This window comes from Bacillus sp. SG-1, assembly GCF_000181495.1.
Classification (GTDB): Bacteria; Bacillota; Bacilli; order Bacillales; family Bacillaceae_B; genus Rossellomorea.
This window is the reverse complement of the sequence record NZ_ABCF01000025.1, coordinates 15,705-37,496: the sequence shown is the minus strand read 5'-3', so window position 1 is coordinate 37,496 and position 21,792 is coordinate 15,705. Positions and strand designations below refer to the sequence as shown.

The window sequence follows — 21,792 nt, the reverse complement described above, 5'->3', positions numbered from 1 at the left end:
AACCCATAGTACTCCTCCTCACAAAATTCAAAAAATTCAGCTGGACTTTTTTTCATTAACCATATAACATAAGCTACTAGAATTTCAAGAATCTTTCAAAAGGAGCGTCTTATGAAAAAATTCAATTATTCCAAAACCTTAGAAGATCTTCCTCAGCAGTTTTTTGCAAAGCTTGTCAAAGACGTGAGCAAAGTGACTTCCGAGGGCCATGATGTGATTAATTTAGCTCAGGGAAATCCTGACCAGCCAACGCCGGAACATATCGTGCGTTCTGCTCAGGCTGCAGTCGAGAATCCATTATTCCATAAATACTCCCCATTTCGGGGCTACACTTTTTTCAAAGAAGCGGCAGCCGAATTTTATAAACGTGAATATAACGTAGACATCGATCCTGAAACAGAAGTGGCTGTGCTTTTCGGGGGCAAGGCCGGTCTTATCGAAGTCAGCCAGTGCCTGCTTGATGAAGGAGATATCGCATTGGTTCCAGATCCCGGGTATCCTGATTACTGGTCCGGTGTTTCTCTAGCCCGCGCGGAAATGGCACCGATGCCCCTTCTCGAAGAAAATCAATACCTTCCCGATTATCCAAAGATCGATGAAGCTACGTTGAGTGGTGCTAAATTGATGTTCCTGAATTATCCGAACAACCCGACAGGAGCCATTGCCACGTCGGAATTTTTTGAAGAAACCGTTCGGTTGGCAAAGGAAAATGATGTCTGTGTCGTCCACGACCTCGCTTACGGAGCCATCGGGTTTGACGGAGAAAAACCGTTGAGCTATCTTCAGACTCAGGGAGCAAAAGATGTTGGGATTGAGATCTATACTTTGTCTAAAACCTATAACATGGCCGGGTGGAGAGTCGGGTTTGCGGTGGGTAATCCGAGTGTCATCGCTGCGTTGAATCTTCTTCAGGATCACTTGCATGTTAGCTTGTTCGGTGGCGTTCAAGAAGCCGCCGCCACAGCATTGACCTCCTCCCAGGAGTGTGTGGACGAATTAGTGTCACTTTATGAATCCAGACGAAACTTTCTTATAGATCACTTAAAAGAAATCGGCTGGGATGTTGATCCGCCTAAAGGCTCCTTCTTTGCCTGGCTGCCTGTACCGGAAGGCTTCACCTCCCAATCTTTTTTCAATAAATTGCTTGAAGAGGCCCATGTAGCAGTTGCACCTGGGATCGGATTTGGGGAGTATGGCGAAGGTTATGTCAGGGTTGGATTGCTGCGTGAAGAAGAAGAATTGGCGGAAGCCGTACGGAGAATCGGCAAACTGGGACTGTTTAAAAAATAGCTCCTGCTTCATGAGAGTACTGAAGAAAAAAATAATTGACAACTATTCCAATAAGTGTCATAATCCATTTTGAAATTATCAAAAAAATGAATACATTTCCTATTCTTATCAAGAGCAGGCGGAGGGACTGGCCCTATGATGCCCGGCAACCGACTTTTAAAGCACGGTGCTAATTCTTGCAGCAGTTATGCTGAGAGATAAGAGTTTATTTTTATTGTTGTAAAAATAAAACCTCTTCCTCAGCGGGAAGAGGTTTTTTTATTGTCCAGCTTCAGCGTCCCGGCAGTTATGTGCTTCCCCGCTCCTCATTGCGAATTCACTATGGAGCCGACTCTTACATATGCCGCTGAGCATGGCGCTTGTGCTTTTCTTGTTGAGAATACGGAGATTGTTGAAAGGAGCATCATCTATGTCAAACATAACAGCGGTCTATACTATCCATGGACCGACGGACAATCTTGAGAAAAAAGCGGAAGGGATCGCTCTTGGCCTGACGGTTGGTTCATGGACAGACCTTCCCCTCCTGGAACAGAAACAACTACAGCGTCATAAAGGCCGGGTCGTTTCCGTAGAAGCTCTAAAGGAAAATAAGGGCCTCATCAAAATTTGTTACCCTGCAGCCAACTTCAGCAGTGACCTTCCGGCTATTTTGACAACCGTTTTTGGCAAGCTTTCCCTTGATGGAAAAATTAAATTGACCGACTTGCATTTTTCCGAAGAATTACAGTCTGCGTTCCCTGGTCCCGCTTTTGGAATCGATGGTATCAGGCAGAGGCTTAATAAGTACGACACCCCGCTCGTGATGAGCATTTTTAAAAGTGTGATCGGAAAGGAACTGGATTACTTTTCAAATCAATTGAGAGATCAGGCGCTAGGCGGAATTGACATTGTAAAAGATGATGAAATTCTCTTTGATAACCCCCTTACGCCGTTCGCCAAGAGGATTCAAAAGGCCAAACAGACACTGGATGTTGTTTATGATGAAACGGGTCACCGTACTCTATACGCTGTTAATCTATCAGGTAAAACGTATGATTTAAAGGAAAAGGCAAGACGAGCGCGTGAACTGGGGGCAGATCTTCTTCTTTTTAACGTCTTTGCATATGGTCTGGATGTACTTCAGGCGATACGCGAAGATAATGAAATCGGCCTTCCGATCATGGCGCATCCTGCAGTGAGCGGTGCATTGACTTCGTCTCCATTTTACGGCTTTTCCCATTCACTGCTCTTAGGAAAATTGCTACGCTATGCGGGAGCCGATCTGTCTCTCTTCCCGTCACCGTATGGCAGTGTCGCTTTGGAAAAGGAATCCGCCCTGGGGATCGCTCATGAACTGACTGTGGAAGATTCCCTCTTTAAAAAGGCTTTCCCAGTGCCTTCTGCCGGTATTCATCCTGGATTGACGCCTTTGCTCTACAGAGATTTCGGAACGGATTCAGTCATTAATGCGGGTGGCGGTGTTCACGGCCATCCACTTGGTGCAGCGGGCGGAGGAAAAGCATTTAACCAGGCGATTGATGCCGTATTGAAAGGGATCTCGCTTGAAAAGGCAGCTAACGAACATCAAGAACTCCGGCAGGCAATCGATCTCTGGGGACTAAGTGAGGTATCGGTATGACAAAATTAAAGATATTTTGTGATTTTGATGGAACAATCACGACAACTGATAACATCATTTCCATCATGAAAAAGTTTGCTCCCCCTGAGTGGAATTCAGTCAAAGACTCTATTCTTGCGCAGGACATTTCAATCAAGCAGGGTGTCGGTGAACTGTTTCGGCTTCTCCCCTCCTCTCTTCGTGGAGATCTGGTTCAATATTTGCTCGACACCCATCAGCTGCGTGCAGGGTTTAAAGACTTCATAACGTGGAGCCGGGAAAAAAACATAGATTTAAAGATTGTCAGCGGCGGCATTGATTTTTTTGTAGAACCGATTCTCGAGGGAATTGTCCCGATTGACCAAATTTACTGCAACAGTGCGGATTTTTCAGAAGAGACGATCAGGATTACTTGGCCTCATTCTTGCGATGACCATTGCAACAATGAATGCGGCTGCTGTAAAACGAGTATTATTCGTCAAGAAACGGTTCCTGGTGACTTCATTATCATGATTGGTGATTCGATCACTGATCTCGAAGGGGCGAAAATGGCAGACCTTGTCTTTGCCTGTGATAATTTTCTAGCAGATAAATGTAGAGAGCTAGGATTGAATTACCGCTATTTTGAAACGTTTGATGAAGTCATAGCAGATTTGGAAGAGATTAATAGAAGGGCTGAAAAACATGGGCAACTATTTTAAGCAGTGGAATGAACTAAGCGAGGTTAAAGCTGAATTGGCAGAACGGGATTGGTTCTTTGGAACGAGCGGCAACCTGTCGATACGGGTCGGGAACTCTCCCCTTACCTTCCTGGTGACTGCCAGTGGAAAAGACAAAAGAAAGACCACTTTTGAAGATTTCCTTCTTGTGAACAGTGATGGAAAACCTGTGGAAGATACACATTTGAAACCTTCGGCAGAAATGTTGCTTCATTTGGAAATCTACCGCCGGACGGACGCCGGATGCTCTCTCCACGTTCATACGGTGGATAACAATGTGATTTCTGAGCTGTATGGAGACCGAGGAAAAGTGGTGTTCAGAGGGCAAGAAATCATTAAAGCTTTCGGCCTTAGGGAAGAAGGAGCAGAATTGCACCTCCCCATCATTCCGAACCATGGAGATATCCCTCTTCTGGCCAGTGAGCTTGTCCCGCATATTCATGGTGACAGCGGGGCTGTCCTGATCCGGAATCATGGAATCACTGTTTGGGGAAAAAATGCCTTCGACGCGAAGAAGTATTTGGAGGCATATGAATTCTTATTTAATTATCATGTAAAACTACTAACCTTGCGCCAAGCAGCGCTTATCTAATAGGAGGAATAATAATGGCTGTTATCAAAGTAAGAAACTCAGGTAAAACAATTTCAGGTGAGGAAAATGTCCGCGCATTTTTGTCAAATGAAGAAGTACTTTATGAGCATTGGGATGTTACTAAACTTCCAGCTGATTTACGCGACCGCTGCCAAATCACGGATGAAGAAAAACAAACAATCATTGATACGTTTGAAGGCGAAATAACATCCCTCGCAGAACGCCGCGGTTACGGCAGCTGGGATGTTGTCGCCCTGTCGGAAGCAACGCCGAATATCGAAGAGCTTCTGAAAAAATTCGAGCAGGTTCATACTCACACTGAGGATGAAGTCCGTGCAATTACAGCAGGTCATGGAATCTTTATCATCAAAGGCAGTGACGACACAGGCTATTTTGATGTGGAACTCGAACCTGGCGATGTGATTTCTGTTCCAGAAGGGAACCCCCACTTCTTTACATTGATGGTAGATAAACAAGTAGTGGCTGTCCGCCTGTTCATTGATTCCACCGGCTGGGTAGCCCATCCGTATAAAGACCCGGAATTTCAACAATCTTGAAAGTATTTTTAGACCGGCGGACCTTGGTTCGTTGGTTTTTCATTAGTAAATTAAGGTTTGGCGAAAGGTACAGCTAATTTAGTGCTTGATAGAATCGACCGGGTTATAAAGGCGTAAAGAGGTGGTCGAATTGGTGTTTTTAGAAATCGGCCCGGTCATAGAGGTGTATAGAGCTGGTCGATTTGATGTTTCTAGGAATCGACCCGGTCATAGAGGCGTAAAGACATGGTCGAATTGGTGTTTCTAGGAATCGACCCGGTCATAGAGGTGTAAAGACATGGTCGAATTGATATTTCTGGGAATCGACCCGGTCTTAGAGGTGCAAAGACATGGTCGAATTGGTGTTTCTAGGAATCGACCCGGTCATAGAGCCGTAAACATGCTCGAATCGGATGCATAGTGAAATTGGCCGGTTAAAGGGCTTCTAGAACGAGGTCGAATTAATGCTTTTGTGGAATCGGCCGGGCCAAAGTGGTACAAAAAGGTGGTCGATTCTAATGAAGAAGCTAATCGGCCCAGTCATAGTATGTTTCAAGGGTCCACTTAAACAACTTCGGTCACTTTCCGAGAGTTTGTTGTTACATTAAAAAACCCAGCAGATCAAAACCCGCTGGGCCCTCATTAGAAAGTTTTACCCAAATCTTTAGCACGTGCAATTCCATTTTCTTTAATTTCCTGGGCTTTTTCAGGCATTGCATTATGTCCTTCAATGAACAGTCCTTGGAAGGAAGGGACGCCAAAGAATTGCATGATGATATCAAGGTAGCGGTGGCCCATTTCCATTTGGGCTGCCGGTCCTTCTGAATAGATTCCTCCGCGCGCCTGGATATGAAGGGCTTTTTTGTCTGTCAGTAAACCGACCGGACCTTCGGCTGTGTATTTAAAGGTCTTCCCTGCTACTGCAACCGAATCGATATAGGCTTTCATGACAGGAGGGAATGAAAAGTTCCATAGCGGGGTTACAAACACATACTTATCTGCCGATATGAACTGCTCACTTAATTCAGACAACCTTCCGACTTTTGCCTTTTCTTCCTCAGAAAGTTCTTCAAAACCTGAGCCCTTTTGAAGTTTCCCCCAACCTGCAAACACATCAACATCGATGTGCGGGATATTTTCCTTATATAAGTCCATATGAATGATTTCATCGGATGGATTGCTCTCTTTATAAGTTTCGATGAATGCTTTTCCGACAGCCATGCTGAATGACTGTGCATCATCATGTGGATGTGCTGTTATGTATAGAAGCTTTGCCATATGCTGATCGTTCCCTTCCAAGTAAATTGACAGTTTAGTTTTTTCTATATGAGCCCTTTTATTCAAAGTATTCATAAATTCTCAACGTCATTTATATACCCCCATCCAGGTAAGGAAACCACTTCCTTGAAAAATTGAGTCTTATGACATGTTACTTATAATCAAAAAAAGAAGCGGACATTGAAGTCCACTTCTTAACCCTCACTCTTCCCCGCTTACCTCATAAGGATTTCCGCCAAGGTTTTTTCTTGCTTCCGATGTCAGGATGAAACGTTCGTCAGTCTGTACACCATTTTCAGTTCCTTCATTCTTAGTAATGGATCCATCATAGTGCAGCGGTTTGTTATCCATGTTTATTTCCTCCTGATAAAAAAGTATTATGTAGTATAACCCCTATTTTATCATCCTATTTAAGAAAATAGCACTATTTTATCAGAAATTTAATTACATTTAAACTGCAGCGGGCTGCTTCTTGATACCTATACTTTTTTCTCTAAAAACCATCAAAAAGTAAATCGCTCCAATCAGATAAATACAGCCAGTTATAGCAAACACGATGGAATATCCCCAGTAAGAACCATAGGCAGCTACAATATAAGTGGAAACCGGACCCATGGTTGCCCATCCGAAAGAGAAGGCCATTTGACTTAACGAATTTGCGATCCCTTTTTTGTCATCCGGAACTTTCCTCATCATCAAGGCCATTTGAATGGGATTGCCGGCATTCATAAGTGCCTGGCGAAACAGGAATCCTATTACGGCGAGATAAAGATTGGTAGTGATGCCTGTCAGGATTAAAAATGGAAGGGAAAGTAACTGTAATAACACCACAGCCTTCACTTCTCCCATCCTATTAACGATGGCAGGTCCTATGATCATCGCTATGGCTGTTGCTCCCTGTCCAAGGGATAAAATAAGTCCTATCGCCGAATGGGATGTTTGAAAACGATCTGCAAAATATAAGTTCAGATAGGGCACTACAAGACCCGATCCAATGCCGATAATCAACTGGGCCCCGACAAACAGGAACACCAGCTTCCACTGATTCCCTTTTCCTTTCCATTGAATCTTCCCCAAGGATCTTTTCTCTACTAGGTGATTTTCCTCCCTCATAAAAAATAGAGGCAGCAGCCCGGCAAGAAAGAAAAGACTTCCGATGATGAGAGTTATTCGCAGACTTGTCAATGATTCAAGCCCCATATATGTAAATAGATCGGACAGGACTCCGCCAGAGAGATTTCCAATTACATTAGCTGCCATCATGACGGCAAAATGAAAGCTGAATAAGTGGACTCTTTCTTTTTCATTTGAGTTTTCCGCGAGCCAGGGAATCATGCTCACTTGTATGAATGCCATGAAGGCTCCGCTGCCGAATGCCAAGATTATGAGAACCATTTCACCCTCGAAAAATGACCTTCCCAGGAGCGTAATAGCAGCAAGCGCAGCCCCTGCCAGCATCGCCTTTCTCCTGCCCCACATATCACTTAAAAATCCTGCAGGCACCAGGAAAATGGTTTGTGCCAGAGCCGTCATGGCAATCACATTTCCATTTGTCAGTTCGCTGTACCCTAATTCCCTCAAATATAAATTATAAAGGGTCATGAAAATGCCCATTCCAATTTGGGTCAATAAATTAGCTGCAATCGCCATTTTGACATTGTATTTATATCTTTTATAGTTGTTTACGCATTCCAGCAAATATGCTTTCATTTTCTATTATTCCGCCTCATTTCCAGTTTCCTATTAAATAGTAAAACAATATTTCGGGAATGGAAACATTTTTTTTGAGAAAGCAAATATTTTTAATCCAAAAAGGGTAGGGTTAATGGAATTGATGTCACATATTCAATAAGTTTTTTACAGATACTACCACCGAATATACGAAGGAGGATTATTATGAAGAAAATGCCTATGACGTCTGTAACAAGCGGTACGGGAATCGAAGTACTGCCGGACCTTTATTGTTTTAACGTACAGATCGTTAATATTGCTTTCATCGGTAACCCGCGTGAGAGCAATGAATTTGTGCTGGTGGATGCTGGTATGCCGGATTCTGAGAGCATGATAATGGAGGCAGCAAAAGAACGTTTTGGTGAAAATGCAGTGTGTAAGGCGATCATCCTGACTCATGGCCACTTTGACCATGTAGGAGCACTTAAAGGACTGCTTAAGAAATGGGATGTTCCTGTTTACGCTCATTCCTTAGAAAAACCATTCCTGTCAGGAGAGAGCAGTTACCCGCCTCCCAATACGGATGCAGACAGTGGTTTGGTGGCGAAGATGTCTTCGATGTTTCCCCGCCACAGCATTAATATCTCCTCCCACCTGAATATCCTGCCTGAGGATGGAGCGATTCCTGTACTTCCAGGCTGGAGAGCCATCCATACGCCTGGTCATACACCGGGACATATATCATTATTCAGGGACAGTGACAAAGCTCTCATATCAGGGGATGCTTTCATCAATGTTGAACAGGAGAAGCTATACGAAGTAATGACACAAAAGCAGGAAATCCATGGACCTCCCCAATATTTCACAGTTGATTGGCAGGCGGCCTGGGACTCTGTTAAGACTCTTGCCGGATTAAAGCCCCAAGTGGCAGTGGTCGGCCACGGTCTTCCGCTCGCTGACGATGAACTGACAACCAATTTGGATAAACTGGCGAGAGACTTTGGAGCGACTGAGATTCCTGAAAATAAAAAATAAGTTTTGTTTTTAAATTGACGGTTTCAATCATTGAGGAGAAAACGAGTATTACACAACTATTCGAGGACGAAACTGCTTATAGGTTCGTCCTCTGAATCTGGTTTGTAGGTTTTCTATTGATAGGCTGATGTGTAAATCATAGCTCTATTTCCTTGTTTCTCGTGTATTCCCCAACAATTTAATAGCTTTCGAAAACTATTCCTCTTCTTGTCCATCTTCTGATTCTTCCTGATTATAAAGTGTTGTGATGAACAAGGCGATTTTTCCCAGTTTCTCCATATCGATAGCTTCTAAAAACGAAAAATTAGCTCCGTTATTCGTCCGTTGTATTGGATTTCGCTGCCGTCCTGTTTGGTCTTGCAGGTCTAAGATCATTAACTCTAGATTTCTTAGTTTCTCTTGAACTCTCTTCATTTCCACTTCCATTCGAGCAAGGCTGCTTCCTTCCATAGTTACTCCTCCCTTCTATTTCGGTTCTTGATAGAGTATGAAAGTTACTAGAGATATGTATGGACATTGACATAAAGAACATAGGAAATAGCCTCTTAACGGGGGTACTAAAAAAATCAACGAATAGCCTGCGATGCTTGTCCATACCAAAAAATGTAACCAGAATATAGTAATACGGAAAGTGCTCTTTCAATAATGGAGTCATAGAGTCATTAGGAAACTTTACATTGTTCGTTGTGTTGTTCATCCTGCTGATTATTATCGGAGCATCCTATTAATAGGAAAAGAGTGAGACCGGTAAATTCCGGTCTCACTCTTTTATTTTAGTGGATTTGAAGATTTTGTTGAGAATCCAGACACCCATTGTAATGACGATTACAGGCGTGAAGATGATAAGGTAAATGATGATGTTCTCAAACAGCGGTTTCTCTTTTTCCGTGTCACCAGGAGAGTTTTTCAGGTTCATTGAGGTTATCTCAATTGAGTTAGAGTGAGTGATACTGAACCCTTCACTGAGACATTCGCATGCCTTGCTGTATGCTGGAAATGATAATGCAGTTATACATAAAGTCAAGAATAGCATGAATCCAAATACAGATGTTTTTTTCATTGCATTTCCTTCTTTCGTTTATAAAATCGTTATATCGTTTGGATAGGCACAGGTTTCTTTTTCCTCAATAGGATGGAAAGGAATTGAAAATCAGGATCGTTGAAAGGAAGGTATTTCTTTGTGAAAAATTTTTACCCTTATTCTATGGGCAGGATGAACCCTATGTCACCTGGGGAACAGGAATATATGATGAACATGACCCAGGGTGAGATGAATCCATATCAAATGGAAGGCATGGACGGCATTGGCATGACAGGAAATATGTATGGAGCCAATGTTCTAAATCCGCTACAGATGTCAGGAATCGACGATGACTATCTTGTACCCATGACCAACTCTGGTCAATATGATATGCAGCAAGGCCAAAACCCTTACGATATATATGGCATGCAGGAGGGTGATTACACTTCCCCTATGCAAGGTATGCAGCCCGGCACGAACCCGTACCAAATGCCCGGCATGCCATCGATGAATCCTTATCCGGCTGGAATGAACACCGGACAGATGAATGGGCTAGGAACTGATTACACCTATACCCCAACTACAGGTTATGGTCCTCAATATGGCTATTCCCCGCAGGAAGGATTTAAGCCCCAATTTATGCAGGGAGCAGGAAACACGGGATATGGACCCGGTCTGCCATATGGTCCTTATCAAGTAGGTCCCACTGAAGGTTATTTTGCCCCTGGTCCCCCGTATTTAGGCGGCCCTCCATTACCAGGATCCGGAATGCCGGGCCACTTTGGAATGACTCCTGGGCAACGAAGAAGATTTTTCTGGTAAGGGTTCAGCAGGGCGATCAACGCTCTGCTGCTTTTTTATAGAATAACCCACTAAGCCTATGCTATCTACTTTAGTAATGGCACACCTCAAAGCTGTTACCATCAGGATCGTCAAACGTAAAGAAGGTTACAGTCCCGTCATTTTCGAGCGGACCTGCTTCAACTCCCTTGCCCTTCAATTTCAGCTGTGTTTCTTCAATGGCGTCAGAAAAGAGAATGGGTTTAACTGAGGAACGGCCTGTTTCACCTTCTATAATAGTAATCGGTGCATCTCCTTGCCCCACTTTAAAAACGATGTGGCTGCCCCCATCAAAAATTTCTTCCAACTCGAGGACGTCACTGTACCACTGTCTGGCGGTACCTAAGCTTTTTACATTTATAATGACGGTATCCAGTTTTGCAAACATGATTCTACCCCTTTCTTTTTTATCCTTTCAGTGTTTTTCCAATTTTCCTTTTACTTAAACGCTGTGTTCGTATAGATTGTTGCTATCGGCAAAATCCAAAGGACCGGATTTCCCTCAGGTGCAAGGGCTTATCTAACTGAACAGGGTGAATTGCTCTTGTCTTTCTTGTTTACCATAGTAATTCCTGTGAAATATGTTTATATCCTTGAATTTCATAATGAATAGCAACAAAGTTTTAGAAAAGAGCCTACTTAAACAGAGATAAATGGCCTACCTTCTCTTTCGCTTGGGATTTGGGCATAGGCGGCAAGGCCACGACAGTCAGTGAACCGGATGCTATTTCTGTCCTTCCGCTGTCCCGAATACTGTAAAATCCCTGTTCAGCCAGCTTTTCAAGGTCTTTCTGTTTACCTCTCAGCACAATTTTCGTCATTCCCGCTTGGTACCACTCGATGAAATCCTCGCGAAAGTTTGCAAAGGAAGATCTGTCTGAAAGAAGGTCGATGGTGCTGATGGTCGCGGCGTGAGCCGTCTGTGCTGCTATTTTTCCCGCTGACATATTTAGTTCTTTGTTAACGATGAAATATTGAACAACTTCGCTGGCAGGCATGAAATCCCTCCTTATTTGAATGTGTTACGGTATGCATTTGAAATGTTGATGGGGAACGTGATTGATTGACAAAGACAGGGATAAAAATCTTTAGGGTGGGATTGTACTATATTTTTTCCAACCTCGGATTGCTGCTCAACTGCTGATTTACGGTTTTATTAGTTCTGCCTTGGAAAGAACGCCGTATTTTTCATAGGATTCTTTACTTTTAAAATAATTGGACATGTTTTCCTATTCATACTATACTTTGAAAGCGATGTCTTTGAAAAGCTAAAATTTTGTATAAATACATAGATTCAAGTTTATATAGGAGGTTTTGAAGAAAATGATTGATCGTGAAAATCTTTTTTCAGGAACGGCTTCGTACTATGCAAAATATCGTCTCCCCTACCCTTCAAAGGTGTTTGAGGAAATCATCACTGAATATCAAACTGGAGGCAGTGGGAATATGCTTGATTTAGGATGTGGAACGGGTGAAGTGATTGTGCCGCTGGCAGGATACTTTGACAAGGCTTATGGAATTGATATCAATGCAGAAATGCTTGAAAAGGCCCGGGAGCGTGCGGAAGAAGCAGGACTGACAAATGTTGTATGGAAGCAGGCTTCTGCAGAAATGATTGAGGATTCAGATTTACAATATGACCTGGTCACCGCCGGAAACTCATTTCATTGGATGGACAGGGAAATGGTCCTTCGTATGAGTTATAACGTGCTGACGGATAATGGCGGGATGGTCATCCTGGCAGGAGGAAGTGTCTGGAATGGTGAATCAGAGTGGCAGAATAAGACGGTGGATGTTATCCAGCGATATCTTGGAGTTACAAGAAGAGCAGGAAGCAGTACATATAAGGAAGAAAAGCCACATGAAGAAGTGATTTCGGCTTCCCCCTTCACGCTAACAAAAATGTTTGATGTTGTCAGTGAACATACCCGGTCCATTGATGAGATACTTGGGTACCTGTTTTCAACTTCCTTTTGTAAAGCCAGCCTTTTCGGCAGCAAGGTGGATGAATTTAAAGCTGAACTTACGAAGGAACTTCTTTTGCTGAATCCGGAGGGGATATTTAAAGAACGAATGGAAACTACATGTTTCTTTTTGAGGAAATAGTTTAGGCATTAAGCGAAGTTCACCTGGAACTTCGCTTAATGCTTTTGTTTTTTGAGTTCAGTCAGTTCCTTATAAATAGAAACGATTTCATCGATTTTCATTCTGACCAGGCCGCTCGAGGAAGGAGCAACGAAATCAATGACACCTTCTACTACGGATTCTTCCTGTATTCCCCATTCGATTTTCCGCTTCTTAGAAAACTGTTGATACACCCCTTTTCCGACATAGCAGGCGATTTTTGGAGAATATTTTTTGAGTTTGTTCTTTAATATGACTCTTCCTTCACTGTACTCCTCTTTCGTAATGTCGGCAGCTTCTTTTGTCGGCCGCTCGACAATATTCGTGAGTCCGTAGCCAAGTTGGAGTAATGTATAGTCTTCTTCGGGTGCATACTGCCTTGGTGTTAAACCGGAAAGATGAAGGATCTTCCAAAACCGGTTGCTTTTATTGGCATAATTATGACCGACTTCTCCGGATTTCAGGCTTGGATTGAAACCTATAAAGACAATATCAAGGTTTTCTTTTAGATGATCTGGTAAGGGCTGCATCCTGGACCTCCTCCGTTTCTTTAGTCCTTTAAAGCACTAAGAGGGACTGTCCCTCTTAGTGCTTTAAAGTGGTGAAGGGTTAGTTGTTGAATCCCTCTATGATGAATTTCAGTGTTTTATAATTCATACTAAGCGGCTTTTCGCCGGCTTTGTTCAATAAAGCTAATGTATTATCACATGGAAAATGAATCTCTCTTGTAAAATAGTGTTTGAAAATCGTAAGCGACTGATTGAATGCCTGTTCCAGCTCTGTCAGGGAGTCAGCTTTGGAATGGGGAACCAGATTAAGGTTCGGAAACTCAAGGGATTCTTTAACCGCTTCAAAAATCTCATCTTGTGTAAGAGGAGAAGGGTCGGTAATATTATAAATTTTCCCGTCTTCCCCATGCTTTAACGCTGTTCTTAAAACTTTTGTTACATAGTCCACCGGCACAAGGTTCATTTTTAGTTCCCTTTGTCCGAGAAAGTGATAAACATGGTCTTCCCAGTCTTGTCTTTTAGACACTTTTCGTTTTAACAATGATGCGGCTTTAAGTAATCCGTACAGCCCAAAAGTTGTCTGAGCTTCTCCGGTACGTGAATCACCGATAATGATGGCAGGTCTCAAGATCATAATTTCCATGTTGCTCACATTTTTATGAGAGAACAGAAGGTGTTCAGAATGTGACTTTGATTCTTCATAATGATTGACGAAAGACCTGTCAAGGCTATACAATTCCTCTTTTCCTTCTGTTTCCATACCAACAGTGTAAGCGGTACTTACATAAAGAAATTTCCGGCATCCTGCTTTTTCAGCGAACTCCATCACATGACGGGTACCCTCCAGGTTCACGTTAAATGTTTCTTCTTTTTGAGATGGGTCAAAAGAAAGGTATGCTGCCATATGATAAACGGCGTCAATGCGTCCGCTAAGTTCTTCTATCTTGTCTTCTGAAATACCGAGCGCTTTTTCACTTAAATCCCCTTTTATACAGGTTACCTTGCCGATAAGAGAAGATGGCATTTCTTCCATGAAGCTTTCGGCCTTTTGAGTGCTTCGGCAAAGAATATATAAATGATGATCTTCAGCCAAAAGTTCTTTTGAGAGCTGTTTACCGACAAAACCGGTGGCCCCCGTTAAAAAAATATTCATTGTTCCTCCTCCACTTCTGATAGCTATTTTACATCATAACCTAAAGAGGGACAATCTTCGACAGTGTGATACCTTGTACATAAAAAGTCCTCGATAAGAAAAGGATAACGGGAGAAAGGAAGGTGAAGACATTGACTAATAAAAATGATAACCGTGAACGAAAAAACAAATATCCTAGAAATAAAGCCTTTAATGAAGAGTTTGCGAAGGATGCTGCGATTCGAAGCGAAATTACACAGCAGGATATAAAAAATAAGCTGAAATAAGAATCGGCGTATTCCTGTCTTACGTGCAGGAATCGCCATTGTTTTCCGTTGTCTCCCCTTCCTTTCCCAATCACGTTATTGGTTTCCTTTCATCCTCAGTAATGACTGAAGAAAGATGCTCAATATCCTTCAGGATTTCACTTTTTAATCTTCATCCTTACAACAGTGAATTTCCCTGTGTAGCCGCTGCAGTCCTTTTAAAGGATTATTTAGTTTTGATTATTGCTTTCGGAGAAATCCCATCTGCCGGATTTGGCCCCTGAGTACAAAGTTTTTCTCTTTTCGTTTTAACATGGGATTACTTGTAAACATGACGATATTATATTGTAATCATAGTAAACAACAGCAAAGTTCAAGAAAGAGCCTTTAAGAACAATGCCTGTTCTAACACTTGTGTCATGTTAAAAACCTCTCTTGATTCGGCAGTCCTAATGTTTGAGAAAACTAAAAGCCGAACTCCCGCCACTTCTGTTACTTATCGGCCCCATGGGAGATCAATTGCTTTAAAGGGTGCATTTCATAAACTTTTCTACTGAACCCTTCTAATGTAATGGGAGGAAGTTTCCTTTTGGAGAAGATCTTATCGTTCTTTGTTGATAGTATAATAGGGAGTTATAGATGATTAAAGAAGTAATCATTAATATAGATTCAGAGAATGATATAATTATAGCCCGAAAAAAGGCCAGAGAGATTTCAGAAGGTTTGAAATTAAGTTCTATTAACCGTGCAAAAGTCCTGACGGCTGTATCGGAACTCTCCAGGAATATCTATCGCAATGCCGGATTGTGAGTTGAATCGAGATGAAATTTTAGTGTTTTTTAATTACCAATCTTTAATTGTGTATTTACATTGAGTGAGTTTATTGCATTCTCATTAAAAATTAAGCCGTTAATAGATAATTAAACATACTATCTTGCTGATATCCTCTATTCCGGGACCCTTATCACTAGCGCTGATCTTGACGCCTTTTTTTACCCGTTCTCTCAATATTTCAAGCTCAATCTCGCCCTTTTAAGGCAATGAATAAGGGCTACTCTACTTCAGGCAGCCTTGGGGCTGGGATACCTGTCTTGAAAACGCTGATGGATGATTTTTCTTTAGAAACCTCCCCCAAAAGCGGCACAAAAATCACTGTTGTAAAGTGGGAATTATTATAGAATATCAATCAATGCCCAGCGGGTTATATCCGCTGGGCATTAATTGTTAGACCAACCTTCTGCCGATGCCTCTTCCCTCCCCTATACCATAAAATCCCTTCGGTGTTAACAGACCTTTACTGTATTAAAGCGCTAAGAGGGACTGTCCCTCTTAGCGCTTTAAAGGGGTAAAGATTTGTTGGAACAAGAGACATTGGGCCAAGCGTTTCTCTCCAAGATGAATATAATAGTAAAAAAAAGGAAGGAGTGAAAATCATGGAAAAGAAAAACAGCCGGAGAGAAAGAAAGCATAAAGATTGCTGCTGTTCCTCGTGCTGTATAAGATGCGTTCATATTTGCTGCCTAAGAACCTGTTTTCCTTATAATTGGAATGATATATGCTGCTGTAGAAAAAATTGCCAGAAATGAAGGCCGTTGTCCCATTCAAAATAGGAAAAAAATCATAGGATATAACATGTGCTTGTTAGCTTTTTCTTCAATCACTCATTTAGAGAAATTAAAAACCAACTAACGAAAAGGAGGAAGTGGAATGAAATATAAGGAAGAAAAAAAAGACAGAGACCATCGTAAGAAAAAAGAATGTGACTGTCCAGATCATCATCACCAACATTGTCCTCACCACCACCCTAATGAAAAGGATTGTGACTGCGATAAGCATTATGACCAGCCATGTCATCATGGTTATGAGAAACCATTTCATGACCATCACTGTGACTGCTGTCATCACCATAATGATTGCGGGCATCATCGCCGCTGTGACTGCGACCGCCATCACTGCGAATGCCGTCACAAGCATCATCACTGCGAATGCGGTCACCACCATCGTCATCACCACGGCTGTCACCACCATCATAATAAATGCCGCAGATTGCTTTGTGATGATGACTTCAGGCTCAGACTAGGCGGTTTGCAGAACAATATGAACTTTAAACTGCGCCAGTTCATTGGGTGCCTGGTTGAATTTGAACTTGAAGACGGCAGAAAGATGGAAGTTCAGATTTGTTATGTAGGAACAAACTTTGTAGAAGTTAAAAAGTTCGACGATATAGTGGATCCAGCGCCAGATCCTCATCAACAAGAAGAACCGGATACCCCGGATTACGAGCAAGCAGATGATGCGGCACTTGCTGATGAATCCAGTGACCACAAGAGGCATTGCAGCTCTTGGATCATACTAGTTGAAAAAATTAAATATGTGAAAATTCACCATGAAGACAAATGCTGCTAATAAGCCTTTTCATAAAAAGCCCTGATTTATCGGGGCTTTTTCGTTTGTTTTTGGATATGCCAATGTCTTGCTGCCGGTTTTAACTTTAATAAGCTGGTGGGGAAGTGTAAGATACTCACGCTGTTCATCGATTCCCGCTCCAACCCAGGTAAATAACCGGTAGTTTGGATTTTCCTAGAACAGCAACCCGGCAATTACCTCAGAAGTCAGACATGAACAAAGAGGACAAATCATGAGAATTCATCCTCTTCCCTCTTATTTATTTTTCTTTTTCATATTCTTTTTCTGACTCGCGGTCAAATTTTATATATAACACATGTGCTAAGTTGATATCTTTCTCTTCTTGGCCATTCTTCAATGTCAGACTGTCTTCTGAGACCTTCCAGAGAACACCTTCCAGAGTTTCTTCCTCCAGCACAACCTGTATTTCTTTATCCTGTATTAAAAGCAGGTAAATAGCCAGCTTCATGCCAAAGAATATCTGTATCAGCTCGGGTGAGGAGGATACGGTCCTTCCGAAATGAAAGGTCAATTCTCTTCGGAAGCAAGGATCAATCTCACTTAACTGAGGCTCAGAAACAGGTTCAGCATACCTCCCTTCTGCTTTGATTAGTGAAACCATTTCATTGGGAATCAAGATCTCTGTTTCATCTTGAAGAAGAGCTACAAAATCATTTCCCGCCAGGAATACCTTGCCTGTTACTTCTCTTTCAACCTTTGCTACTGCTACTTCATTTTTTGCATCGCCCTCTGCTTCTCCTTCTTCTCCCCCTTCTTCTTCTTCTTCACCGACCTCCAATTCAATTGTGACAATTAAGCCTTCAATCCCCCTGAAGGCTTCTTTTATGACCCTGTTGCGCTCTGGATCTTCAAGGCCTAATTGAAGGAGAAGCTGGTTTGCTCTGTCAATGTCTTCCTCCACTGCCTCTAATTCTTCCTCGGGCATACAAGAATTGTCCGAGGGAATCTCGGGCTGTTTCAATCGGTCCTGGCAGCAGTGCCCTTCTGTGCAAAATTTAAATTCGGATTTTTTCTTCTCCAGCTCATTTTGCTTTCCGTCTTGTTCCTCATTGGCTCCCATTGTGCCACCACCTTTTTATTTTTCCAAAGGCGGAAGATGCGGCTGGCGCTTCCCGTGCACGCGCATGATTCCCCACATCCCCTGTTCTATATCCCACTGTATATTTCCGGATCTATACATATAGTCGCCGGGGAATTGGTTGAAACCTCCAGCACCTCCAAACAATTCAAAATCCTGTTTGCTTCCCGCAAGATTAAACCCTTCAAACGAAGCTGTCACAGAGTTAATGTCCGAGATATCTTTTCTCCAGTAATGTCCGTGGAGATGGAAGGTATGCGATCTTCTTCTTTCTGCAGGAGCAATTAACCTGAGGGTGACCGGATCCCCTGCATAGCTTTCAAATAGTGGTGTTGACGGATCACCGAATAGCTTCGAACTGAACAAATCATGAAGTACAGGATGTTTTCGGTAACGGTTGATCAATCTCTCGGAACGATAGTTAAAGCCTCTGGACCCGTTATCATAGGTATCGACCAAATCTCCTTCAAACGGATTATCCGGACCGAGGAGGATTCCATCAATCGGATCGGTGATGAGGATACCGTCCTTGTCATGAAGCCTTACCCCGTCATGCATGATTATGACAAATTCCCTTTTGTCCGGCAGCAGGTTGTTTCTCAGCACGACACTCGCACCTGTTTTGACAGGCTTCAGTGTATGTGGGTCGAGATACTCGGTGCCCCTTGGTTCAGCAATGAATGCACCGAAGGCCCCCTGTGATTTATGGTTGCGGATATCGGCCATATCCCACATGCCGCATGCTCCAACAGGGAAATCGACATACCATTTATACGTAATGGATTCGCCAGGACCGACCGTCTGATCATAGTTATATCCGACGGTTTCTCCACTCGAAGTCTTGACATCATATTGAATCAACTGAGGGTGCAGGGAAATTCTTAAAGACGGCGGATAAAATGCTTGTTCCTTAACTGTAGGATAAGGATATATGCCGTCCTTGAAAGGAAACTTATCAAACTCCAGCAGGCTGGTCAATTTTACCCTGACTTCGTCCCCCACATTGGCCCTGATAATAAGCGGTTCGGGGTTTTTAAGGCCTGAAAGAATATCATCCATGTCCTCACGAAGAGAAAAGACAATCCCGTTTTGATCCACATCGCCGAATTCGTTATAAATGATCGGTACTTGAAACGCGACGATATCAAACTCTTTGACACATCTCTTATGTGGGATTATCAGGTCATCCTTGAAACAATCTCCTTTCCTTGGCGGCTTGCCGGTTCGGTAAGGCAGAAGCCTTGACCGCTTAAGTGGCCGAGGCCTGTCAGTCAGCGGGATTAAGTCCGGGACCACTTCATCATATGCACGGATCAGTCCCCATAACCCATTCCATAGGTCTTCTTCTGTTTCGAATGCCCATAAATAATCTCCCGCCCTTGGTATATACGATTCGAATGTGAAAGATTCTGATATTCCAATATGCTGCTGTTCTCGAAACATCGAATCGAGATCTGAGCGTTCCTTCGACCATCTTAATCCATGCACATTGAAACTGTGGGACTCTTCCTGTGCACCCTGCAGGAGCCTGATGCGAATCGGGTCCCCCTCATATGCACGTAGGATTGGAGTGCATGGGTCTCCATGAACAAACGAACTGAACGTATAGGCAGGGTCACAGTCAGGTCCTAACCTGAATTGAAGTGGTTCATTTTTATAATTTACACCGAATAAGCCAGGATCGTCCTGAGAGCCTGGAAACTCCGGCGGCTGGATCGGATTGCCTTTCTTGTCAAATAGTAAAGAGAAATCCTGCACCATCAGGGAAAAGTCGCGATAGTCCGGTATTAATGGATTTACTGCTGTTACCTGCGCACCTGCTCCTACCTCGCCTCCGCCATTTGAATCAATGAATTTTGTGAAACGTGGATGGACGACACCTGAGCCAAATACACCATGCTGCTGGTGCTGCACGGCAAATAAGTGGTCATGGAAGAACCATGCTTTTAGTTCCACATCTGCATAATATTCATACCTCATCGTTTCCCCTGGCAGAATGCTTGAATCATAGTTCCATCCAACATTAGCTCCGTCATTTACAAGCACATCAAATTTCACGAAATGAATATGCATGCCAGCTTCATAGGAGCGGGTGACGAGTTGAAAAGCATCACCATCGAGGATGTGAGGCAGACGGTTAGTATAATTAATCCTAATACAAGTGTTGGCCGGCTGGTGAATGATAAGGGGCTCGGGTTCTTTCCTTCCTGAACAGACATCATCAATATCCTCATCCAATATATATATTCTTCCCTTGGGGTCATGCCACCCTTGTTTGTTGTATACAAGAGGAAGTTCAATGAGTGAAATATTATACTCAATAACATTTGCGTTTTCTATACAGGGATCAGCGAATACTGCTCCTGGGCGTGCTTTAGGGACAGCTGCATTTTTTTCAAGCTCGGTCAATCCCCTTCCGCCTACAATTCCAAGTGGTGGACGCGGGGCCTTGAAACCTGGTTTCCCAGGTATAAAGTTAGGAAAACCCGGTTTTTCTTTTGTCGGGCGTGGAGGAGCCGGGCGGTCCGGGAGTGGCTGCAGCGCATCGATTTTTACACCGTTTGGATAACTTTGACTGCCGTCCTGCAAAGTATCAAATACTCTGTTCATCCCCCACATCCCTATACCAAAGTGAGGGTATAGATGACAATGAATGATGGCATCACCGATTGCTCTTTGAAGGCTGCCTAACCCGTATAGCGGTTCAATGTCATAATGGGACTGAGGGCTCGCAGCTTGTGAATCAAAAATTTCCGATTCAAGATTATCCGGGTCATTGAACCATTGATGAACATGATAGTGAAAGACATGCGTCTCTTTCACCCCTGCATGGATGAGGCGTATTTTTGCCGGGTCACCGACATATCCACGAAATATAGGGGTTGCCGGATCGCCGAATACCCAGGAATCATGGTGGACTTCCTCGCCGTCACAATCAGGACAGACAACCCCTTCGTCAATCAGCTGCTTCCTTCGATGCAGAGGTTCGTAACGATAATTGACACCATGGAAGGATTCTGTCGGCTCGCCGGTCACCGGATCTATAGGGTTATTTCCTGTGAGATCGTTGATTTCCATTTCATCTGAGAATAACCAAGCATATTCACGGAAAGATGGCAATATGGGATGATGGACATCCGCATATAAACCGCTATTGAGAGGCCCGCCAGTCACCGGGTCCGTCCACCAGGAAAACCTTCTTTCCACAAACAGGGCACCAAACAGCCCGTTTGAATTTGAGCCTTGTTCACTGCTGGATGGATTTCCGAGGTCTGAAAAAATATAGGCCCCTTCCTTTGGCAGTCTTAACCTGTAAAGGATTTTGCATCCAGGGGCTACCGTCGTATCGGGATTAAAGCCGACATTAGCCCCATCTGATGTCAGAACATCATATTCTGCTTCCTGAAAATGCATGGAAGTATTGAAGGGAAGCTGGTTTTCAAATAGGACCTCAACTTCATCCCCTTCGTTGGCACGGATAATAAGCGGCTGAACAAGATCAACGACGGAAAAAGGGTTTTTCTTGACCAGACGTTTAACTTTATGTTCATTTTCTTTTAATACATACATCATGCCATTCGGATTGTAATCTCCAAAGTTGTTTACGACGATCCGAATGGGGATGGCGACTACGTGAAAGCAACGTTTCATGAAGTGGTCTCCTTTCTCTTCTCTCA

Annotated in this window: 24 protein-coding genes and 1 riboswitch; of the genes, 13 read left to right on the top strand and 11 right to left on the bottom strand. The window is 43.1% G+C overall.

Annotated features, from left to right (window positions below):
- The first annotated feature begins 111 nt into the window (after nucleotides 1–111).
- From BSG1_RS11685 to BSG1_RS11665, 5 genes are all read left to right on the top strand, one after another.
- Complete coding sequence (locus tag BSG1_RS11685; protein WP_006837242.1) at nucleotides 112–1,290, top strand: pyridoxal phosphate-dependent aminotransferase; 1,179 nt, start codon at nucleotides 112–114, stop codon at nucleotides 1,288–1,290.
- A gap of 102 nt (nucleotides 1,291–1,392) precedes the next feature.
- Nucleotides 1,393–1,494, top strand: a riboswitch (SAM riboswitch).
- 205 nt (nucleotides 1,495–1,699) lie between these two features.
- The gene (locus BSG1_RS11680; protein WP_044022794.1) at nucleotides 1,700–2,908 is read left to right on the top strand and encodes a 2,3-diketo-5-methylthiopentyl-1-phosphate enolase; all 1,209 of its coding nucleotides are present in this window, start codon (nucleotides 1,700–1,702) and stop codon (nucleotides 2,906–2,908) included.
- Nucleotides 2,905–3,588 carry a 2-hydroxy-3-keto-5-methylthiopentenyl-1-phosphate phosphatase gene (locus tag BSG1_RS11675; RefSeq protein ID WP_006837240.1) on the top strand — a complete coding sequence of 228 codons (684 nt, stop codon included), beginning with the start codon at nucleotides 2,905–2,907 and terminating at the stop codon, nucleotides 3,586–3,588. The genes BSG1_RS11680 and BSG1_RS11675 overlap by 4 nt, the downstream gene beginning before the upstream one ends.
- Nucleotides 3,572–4,198 carry a methylthioribulose 1-phosphate dehydratase gene (locus tag BSG1_RS11670; RefSeq protein ID WP_006837239.1) on the top strand — a complete coding sequence of 209 codons (627 nt, stop codon included), beginning with the start codon at nucleotides 3,572–3,574 and terminating at the stop codon, nucleotides 4,196–4,198. The genes BSG1_RS11675 and BSG1_RS11670 overlap by 17 nt, the downstream gene beginning before the upstream one ends.
- Nucleotides 4,199–4,212: 14 nt before the next feature.
- Nucleotides 4,213–4,755, top strand: a complete 543-nt coding sequence (locus BSG1_RS11665) for a cupin domain-containing protein (RefSeq protein WP_006837238.1) — start codon at nucleotides 4,213–4,215, stop codon at nucleotides 4,753–4,755.
- A gap of 621 nt (nucleotides 4,756–5,376) precedes the next feature.
- Here BSG1_RS11665 and BSG1_RS11660 read toward each other — a convergent pair.
- From BSG1_RS11660 to BSG1_RS11655, 3 genes are all read right to left on the bottom strand, one after another.
- Nucleotides 5,377–6,012 (bottom strand): FMN-dependent NADH-azoreductase, encoded by a 636-nt coding sequence (locus BSG1_RS11660; protein ID WP_006837237.1) that lies wholly within the window; start codon nucleotides 6,010–6,012, stop codon nucleotides 5,377–5,379.
- Nucleotides 6,013–6,213: 201 nt separating this feature from the next.
- Nucleotides 6,214–6,363, bottom strand: coding sequence for a hypothetical protein (locus BSG1_RS20875; protein WP_006837236.1), 150 nt, complete (start codon nucleotides 6,361–6,363; stop codon nucleotides 6,214–6,216).
- A 99-nt stretch (nucleotides 6,364–6,462) separates the two neighbouring features.
- Entirely contained in the window at nucleotides 6,463–7,722 is a 1,260-nt protein-coding gene (locus BSG1_RS11655) for an MFS transporter (protein WP_006837235.1), read from the bottom strand.
- A gap of 186 nt (nucleotides 7,723–7,908) precedes the next feature.
- On the opposite strand from BSG1_RS11655, the gene BSG1_RS11650 reads away from it, so the two are divergent.
- On the top strand, nucleotides 7,909–8,718 hold the full coding sequence (locus BSG1_RS11650) for an MBL fold metallo-hydrolase (RefSeq protein WP_006837234.1): 810 nt from the start codon (nucleotides 7,909–7,911) through the stop codon (nucleotides 8,716–8,718).
- Between the two features lie 195 nt (nucleotides 8,719–8,913).
- Here the strand turns inward: BSG1_RS11650 and BSG1_RS11645 are convergent, their stop codons facing one another.
- Nucleotides 8,914–9,168, bottom strand: coding sequence for a hypothetical protein (locus BSG1_RS11645; RefSeq protein ID WP_006837233.1), 255 nt, complete (start codon nucleotides 9,166–9,168; stop codon nucleotides 8,914–8,916).
- Nucleotides 9,169–9,371: 203 nt separating this feature from the next.
- Here BSG1_RS11645 and BSG1_RS21575 point away from each other — a divergent pair, with 203 nt between their 5' ends.
- Entirely contained in the window at nucleotides 9,372–9,446 is a 75-nt protein-coding gene (locus BSG1_RS21575; RefSeq protein WP_083802877.1) for a YjcZ family sporulation protein, read from the top strand.
- 32 nt (nucleotides 9,447–9,478) lie between these two features.
- On the opposite strand, the gene BSG1_RS11640 is transcribed toward BSG1_RS21575, so the two are convergent.
- A complete protein-coding gene (locus BSG1_RS11640; RefSeq protein WP_006837232.1) occupies nucleotides 9,479–9,778 on the bottom strand; it encodes a hypothetical protein in 300 nt (99 codons plus the stop codon).
- Between the two features lie 120 nt (nucleotides 9,779–9,898).
- On the opposite strand from BSG1_RS11640, the gene BSG1_RS11635 reads away from it, so the two are divergent.
- Nucleotides 9,899–10,561, top strand: a complete 663-nt coding sequence (locus BSG1_RS11635) for a hypothetical protein (protein ID WP_156791475.1) — start codon at nucleotides 9,899–9,901, stop codon at nucleotides 10,559–10,561.
- Nucleotides 10,562–10,631: 70 nt separating this feature from the next.
- Here BSG1_RS11635 and BSG1_RS11630 read toward each other — a convergent pair whose 3' ends face one another.
- Together BSG1_RS11630 and BSG1_RS11625 are read right to left on the bottom strand one after the other, a co-directional pair.
- The gene (locus BSG1_RS11630; RefSeq protein ID WP_006837230.1) at nucleotides 10,632–10,967 is read right to left on the bottom strand and encodes a VOC family protein; all 336 of its coding nucleotides are present in this window, start codon (nucleotides 10,965–10,967) and stop codon (nucleotides 10,632–10,634) included.
- A 247-nt stretch (nucleotides 10,968–11,214) separates the two neighbouring features.
- Nucleotides 11,215–11,577: an aminoacyl-tRNA hydrolase gene (locus BSG1_RS11625; protein ID WP_006837229.1), complete on the bottom strand. Its 363-nt coding sequence runs from the start codon at nucleotides 11,575–11,577 to the stop codon at nucleotides 11,215–11,217.
- Nucleotides 11,578–11,902: 325 nt separating this feature from the next.
- Here BSG1_RS11625 and BSG1_RS11620 point away from each other — a divergent pair, with 325 nt between their 5' ends.
- Nucleotides 11,903–12,685: a class I SAM-dependent methyltransferase gene (locus BSG1_RS11620; RefSeq protein ID WP_006837228.1), complete on the top strand. Its 783-nt coding sequence runs from the start codon at nucleotides 11,903–11,905 to the stop codon at nucleotides 12,683–12,685.
- Nucleotides 12,686–12,720: 35 nt separating this feature from the next.
- On the opposite strand, the gene BSG1_RS11615 is transcribed toward BSG1_RS11620, so the two are convergent.
- Entirely contained in the window at nucleotides 12,721–13,233 is a 513-nt protein-coding gene (locus tag BSG1_RS11615; protein WP_006837227.1) for a mismatch-specific DNA-glycosylase, read from the bottom strand.
- Between the two features lie 79 nt (nucleotides 13,234–13,312).
- Nucleotides 13,313–14,365, bottom strand: coding sequence for an SDR family oxidoreductase (locus BSG1_RS11610; protein ID WP_006837226.1), 1,053 nt, complete (start codon nucleotides 14,363–14,365; stop codon nucleotides 13,313–13,315).
- A gap of 122 nt (nucleotides 14,366–14,487) precedes the next feature.
- Here BSG1_RS11610 and BSG1_RS20870 point away from each other — a divergent pair, with 122 nt between their 5' ends.
- The 4 genes from BSG1_RS20870 (at nucleotide 14,488) to BSG1_RS11595 (ending at nucleotide 17,016) form a co-directional block, all read left to right on the top strand.
- On the top strand, nucleotides 14,488–14,631 hold the full coding sequence (locus tag BSG1_RS20870; protein WP_006837225.1) for a hypothetical protein: 144 nt from the start codon (nucleotides 14,488–14,490) through the stop codon (nucleotides 14,629–14,631).
- A gap of 618 nt (nucleotides 14,632–15,249) precedes the next feature.
- Complete coding sequence (locus BSG1_RS20865) at nucleotides 15,250–15,420, top strand: hypothetical protein (protein WP_006837223.1); 171 nt, start codon at nucleotides 15,250–15,252, stop codon at nucleotides 15,418–15,420.
- Between the two features lie 949 nt (nucleotides 15,421–16,369).
- Nucleotides 16,370–16,690 carry a hypothetical protein gene (locus tag BSG1_RS20860; protein WP_156791474.1) on the top strand — a complete coding sequence of 107 codons (321 nt, stop codon included), beginning with the start codon at nucleotides 16,370–16,372 and terminating at the stop codon, nucleotides 16,688–16,690.
- 17 nt (nucleotides 16,691–16,707) lie between these two features.
- Nucleotides 16,708–17,016 carry a hypothetical protein gene (locus tag BSG1_RS11595; RefSeq protein ID WP_044022790.1) on the top strand — a complete coding sequence of 103 codons (309 nt, stop codon included), beginning with the start codon at nucleotides 16,708–16,710 and terminating at the stop codon, nucleotides 17,014–17,016.
- 259 nt (nucleotides 17,017–17,275) lie between these two features.
- On the opposite strand, the gene BSG1_RS11590 is transcribed toward BSG1_RS11595, so the two are convergent.
- Nucleotides 17,276–18,097: a hypothetical protein gene (locus BSG1_RS11590; protein ID WP_006837220.1), complete on the bottom strand. Its 822-nt coding sequence runs from the start codon at nucleotides 18,095–18,097 to the stop codon at nucleotides 17,276–17,278.
- Nucleotides 18,098–18,112: 15 nt separating this feature from the next.
- Nucleotides 18,113–21,766 (bottom strand): multicopper oxidase domain-containing protein, encoded by a 3,654-nt coding sequence (locus BSG1_RS11585; protein WP_006837219.1) that lies wholly within the window; start codon nucleotides 21,764–21,766, stop codon nucleotides 18,113–18,115.
- Nucleotides 21,767–21,792: the final 26 nt, after the last annotated feature.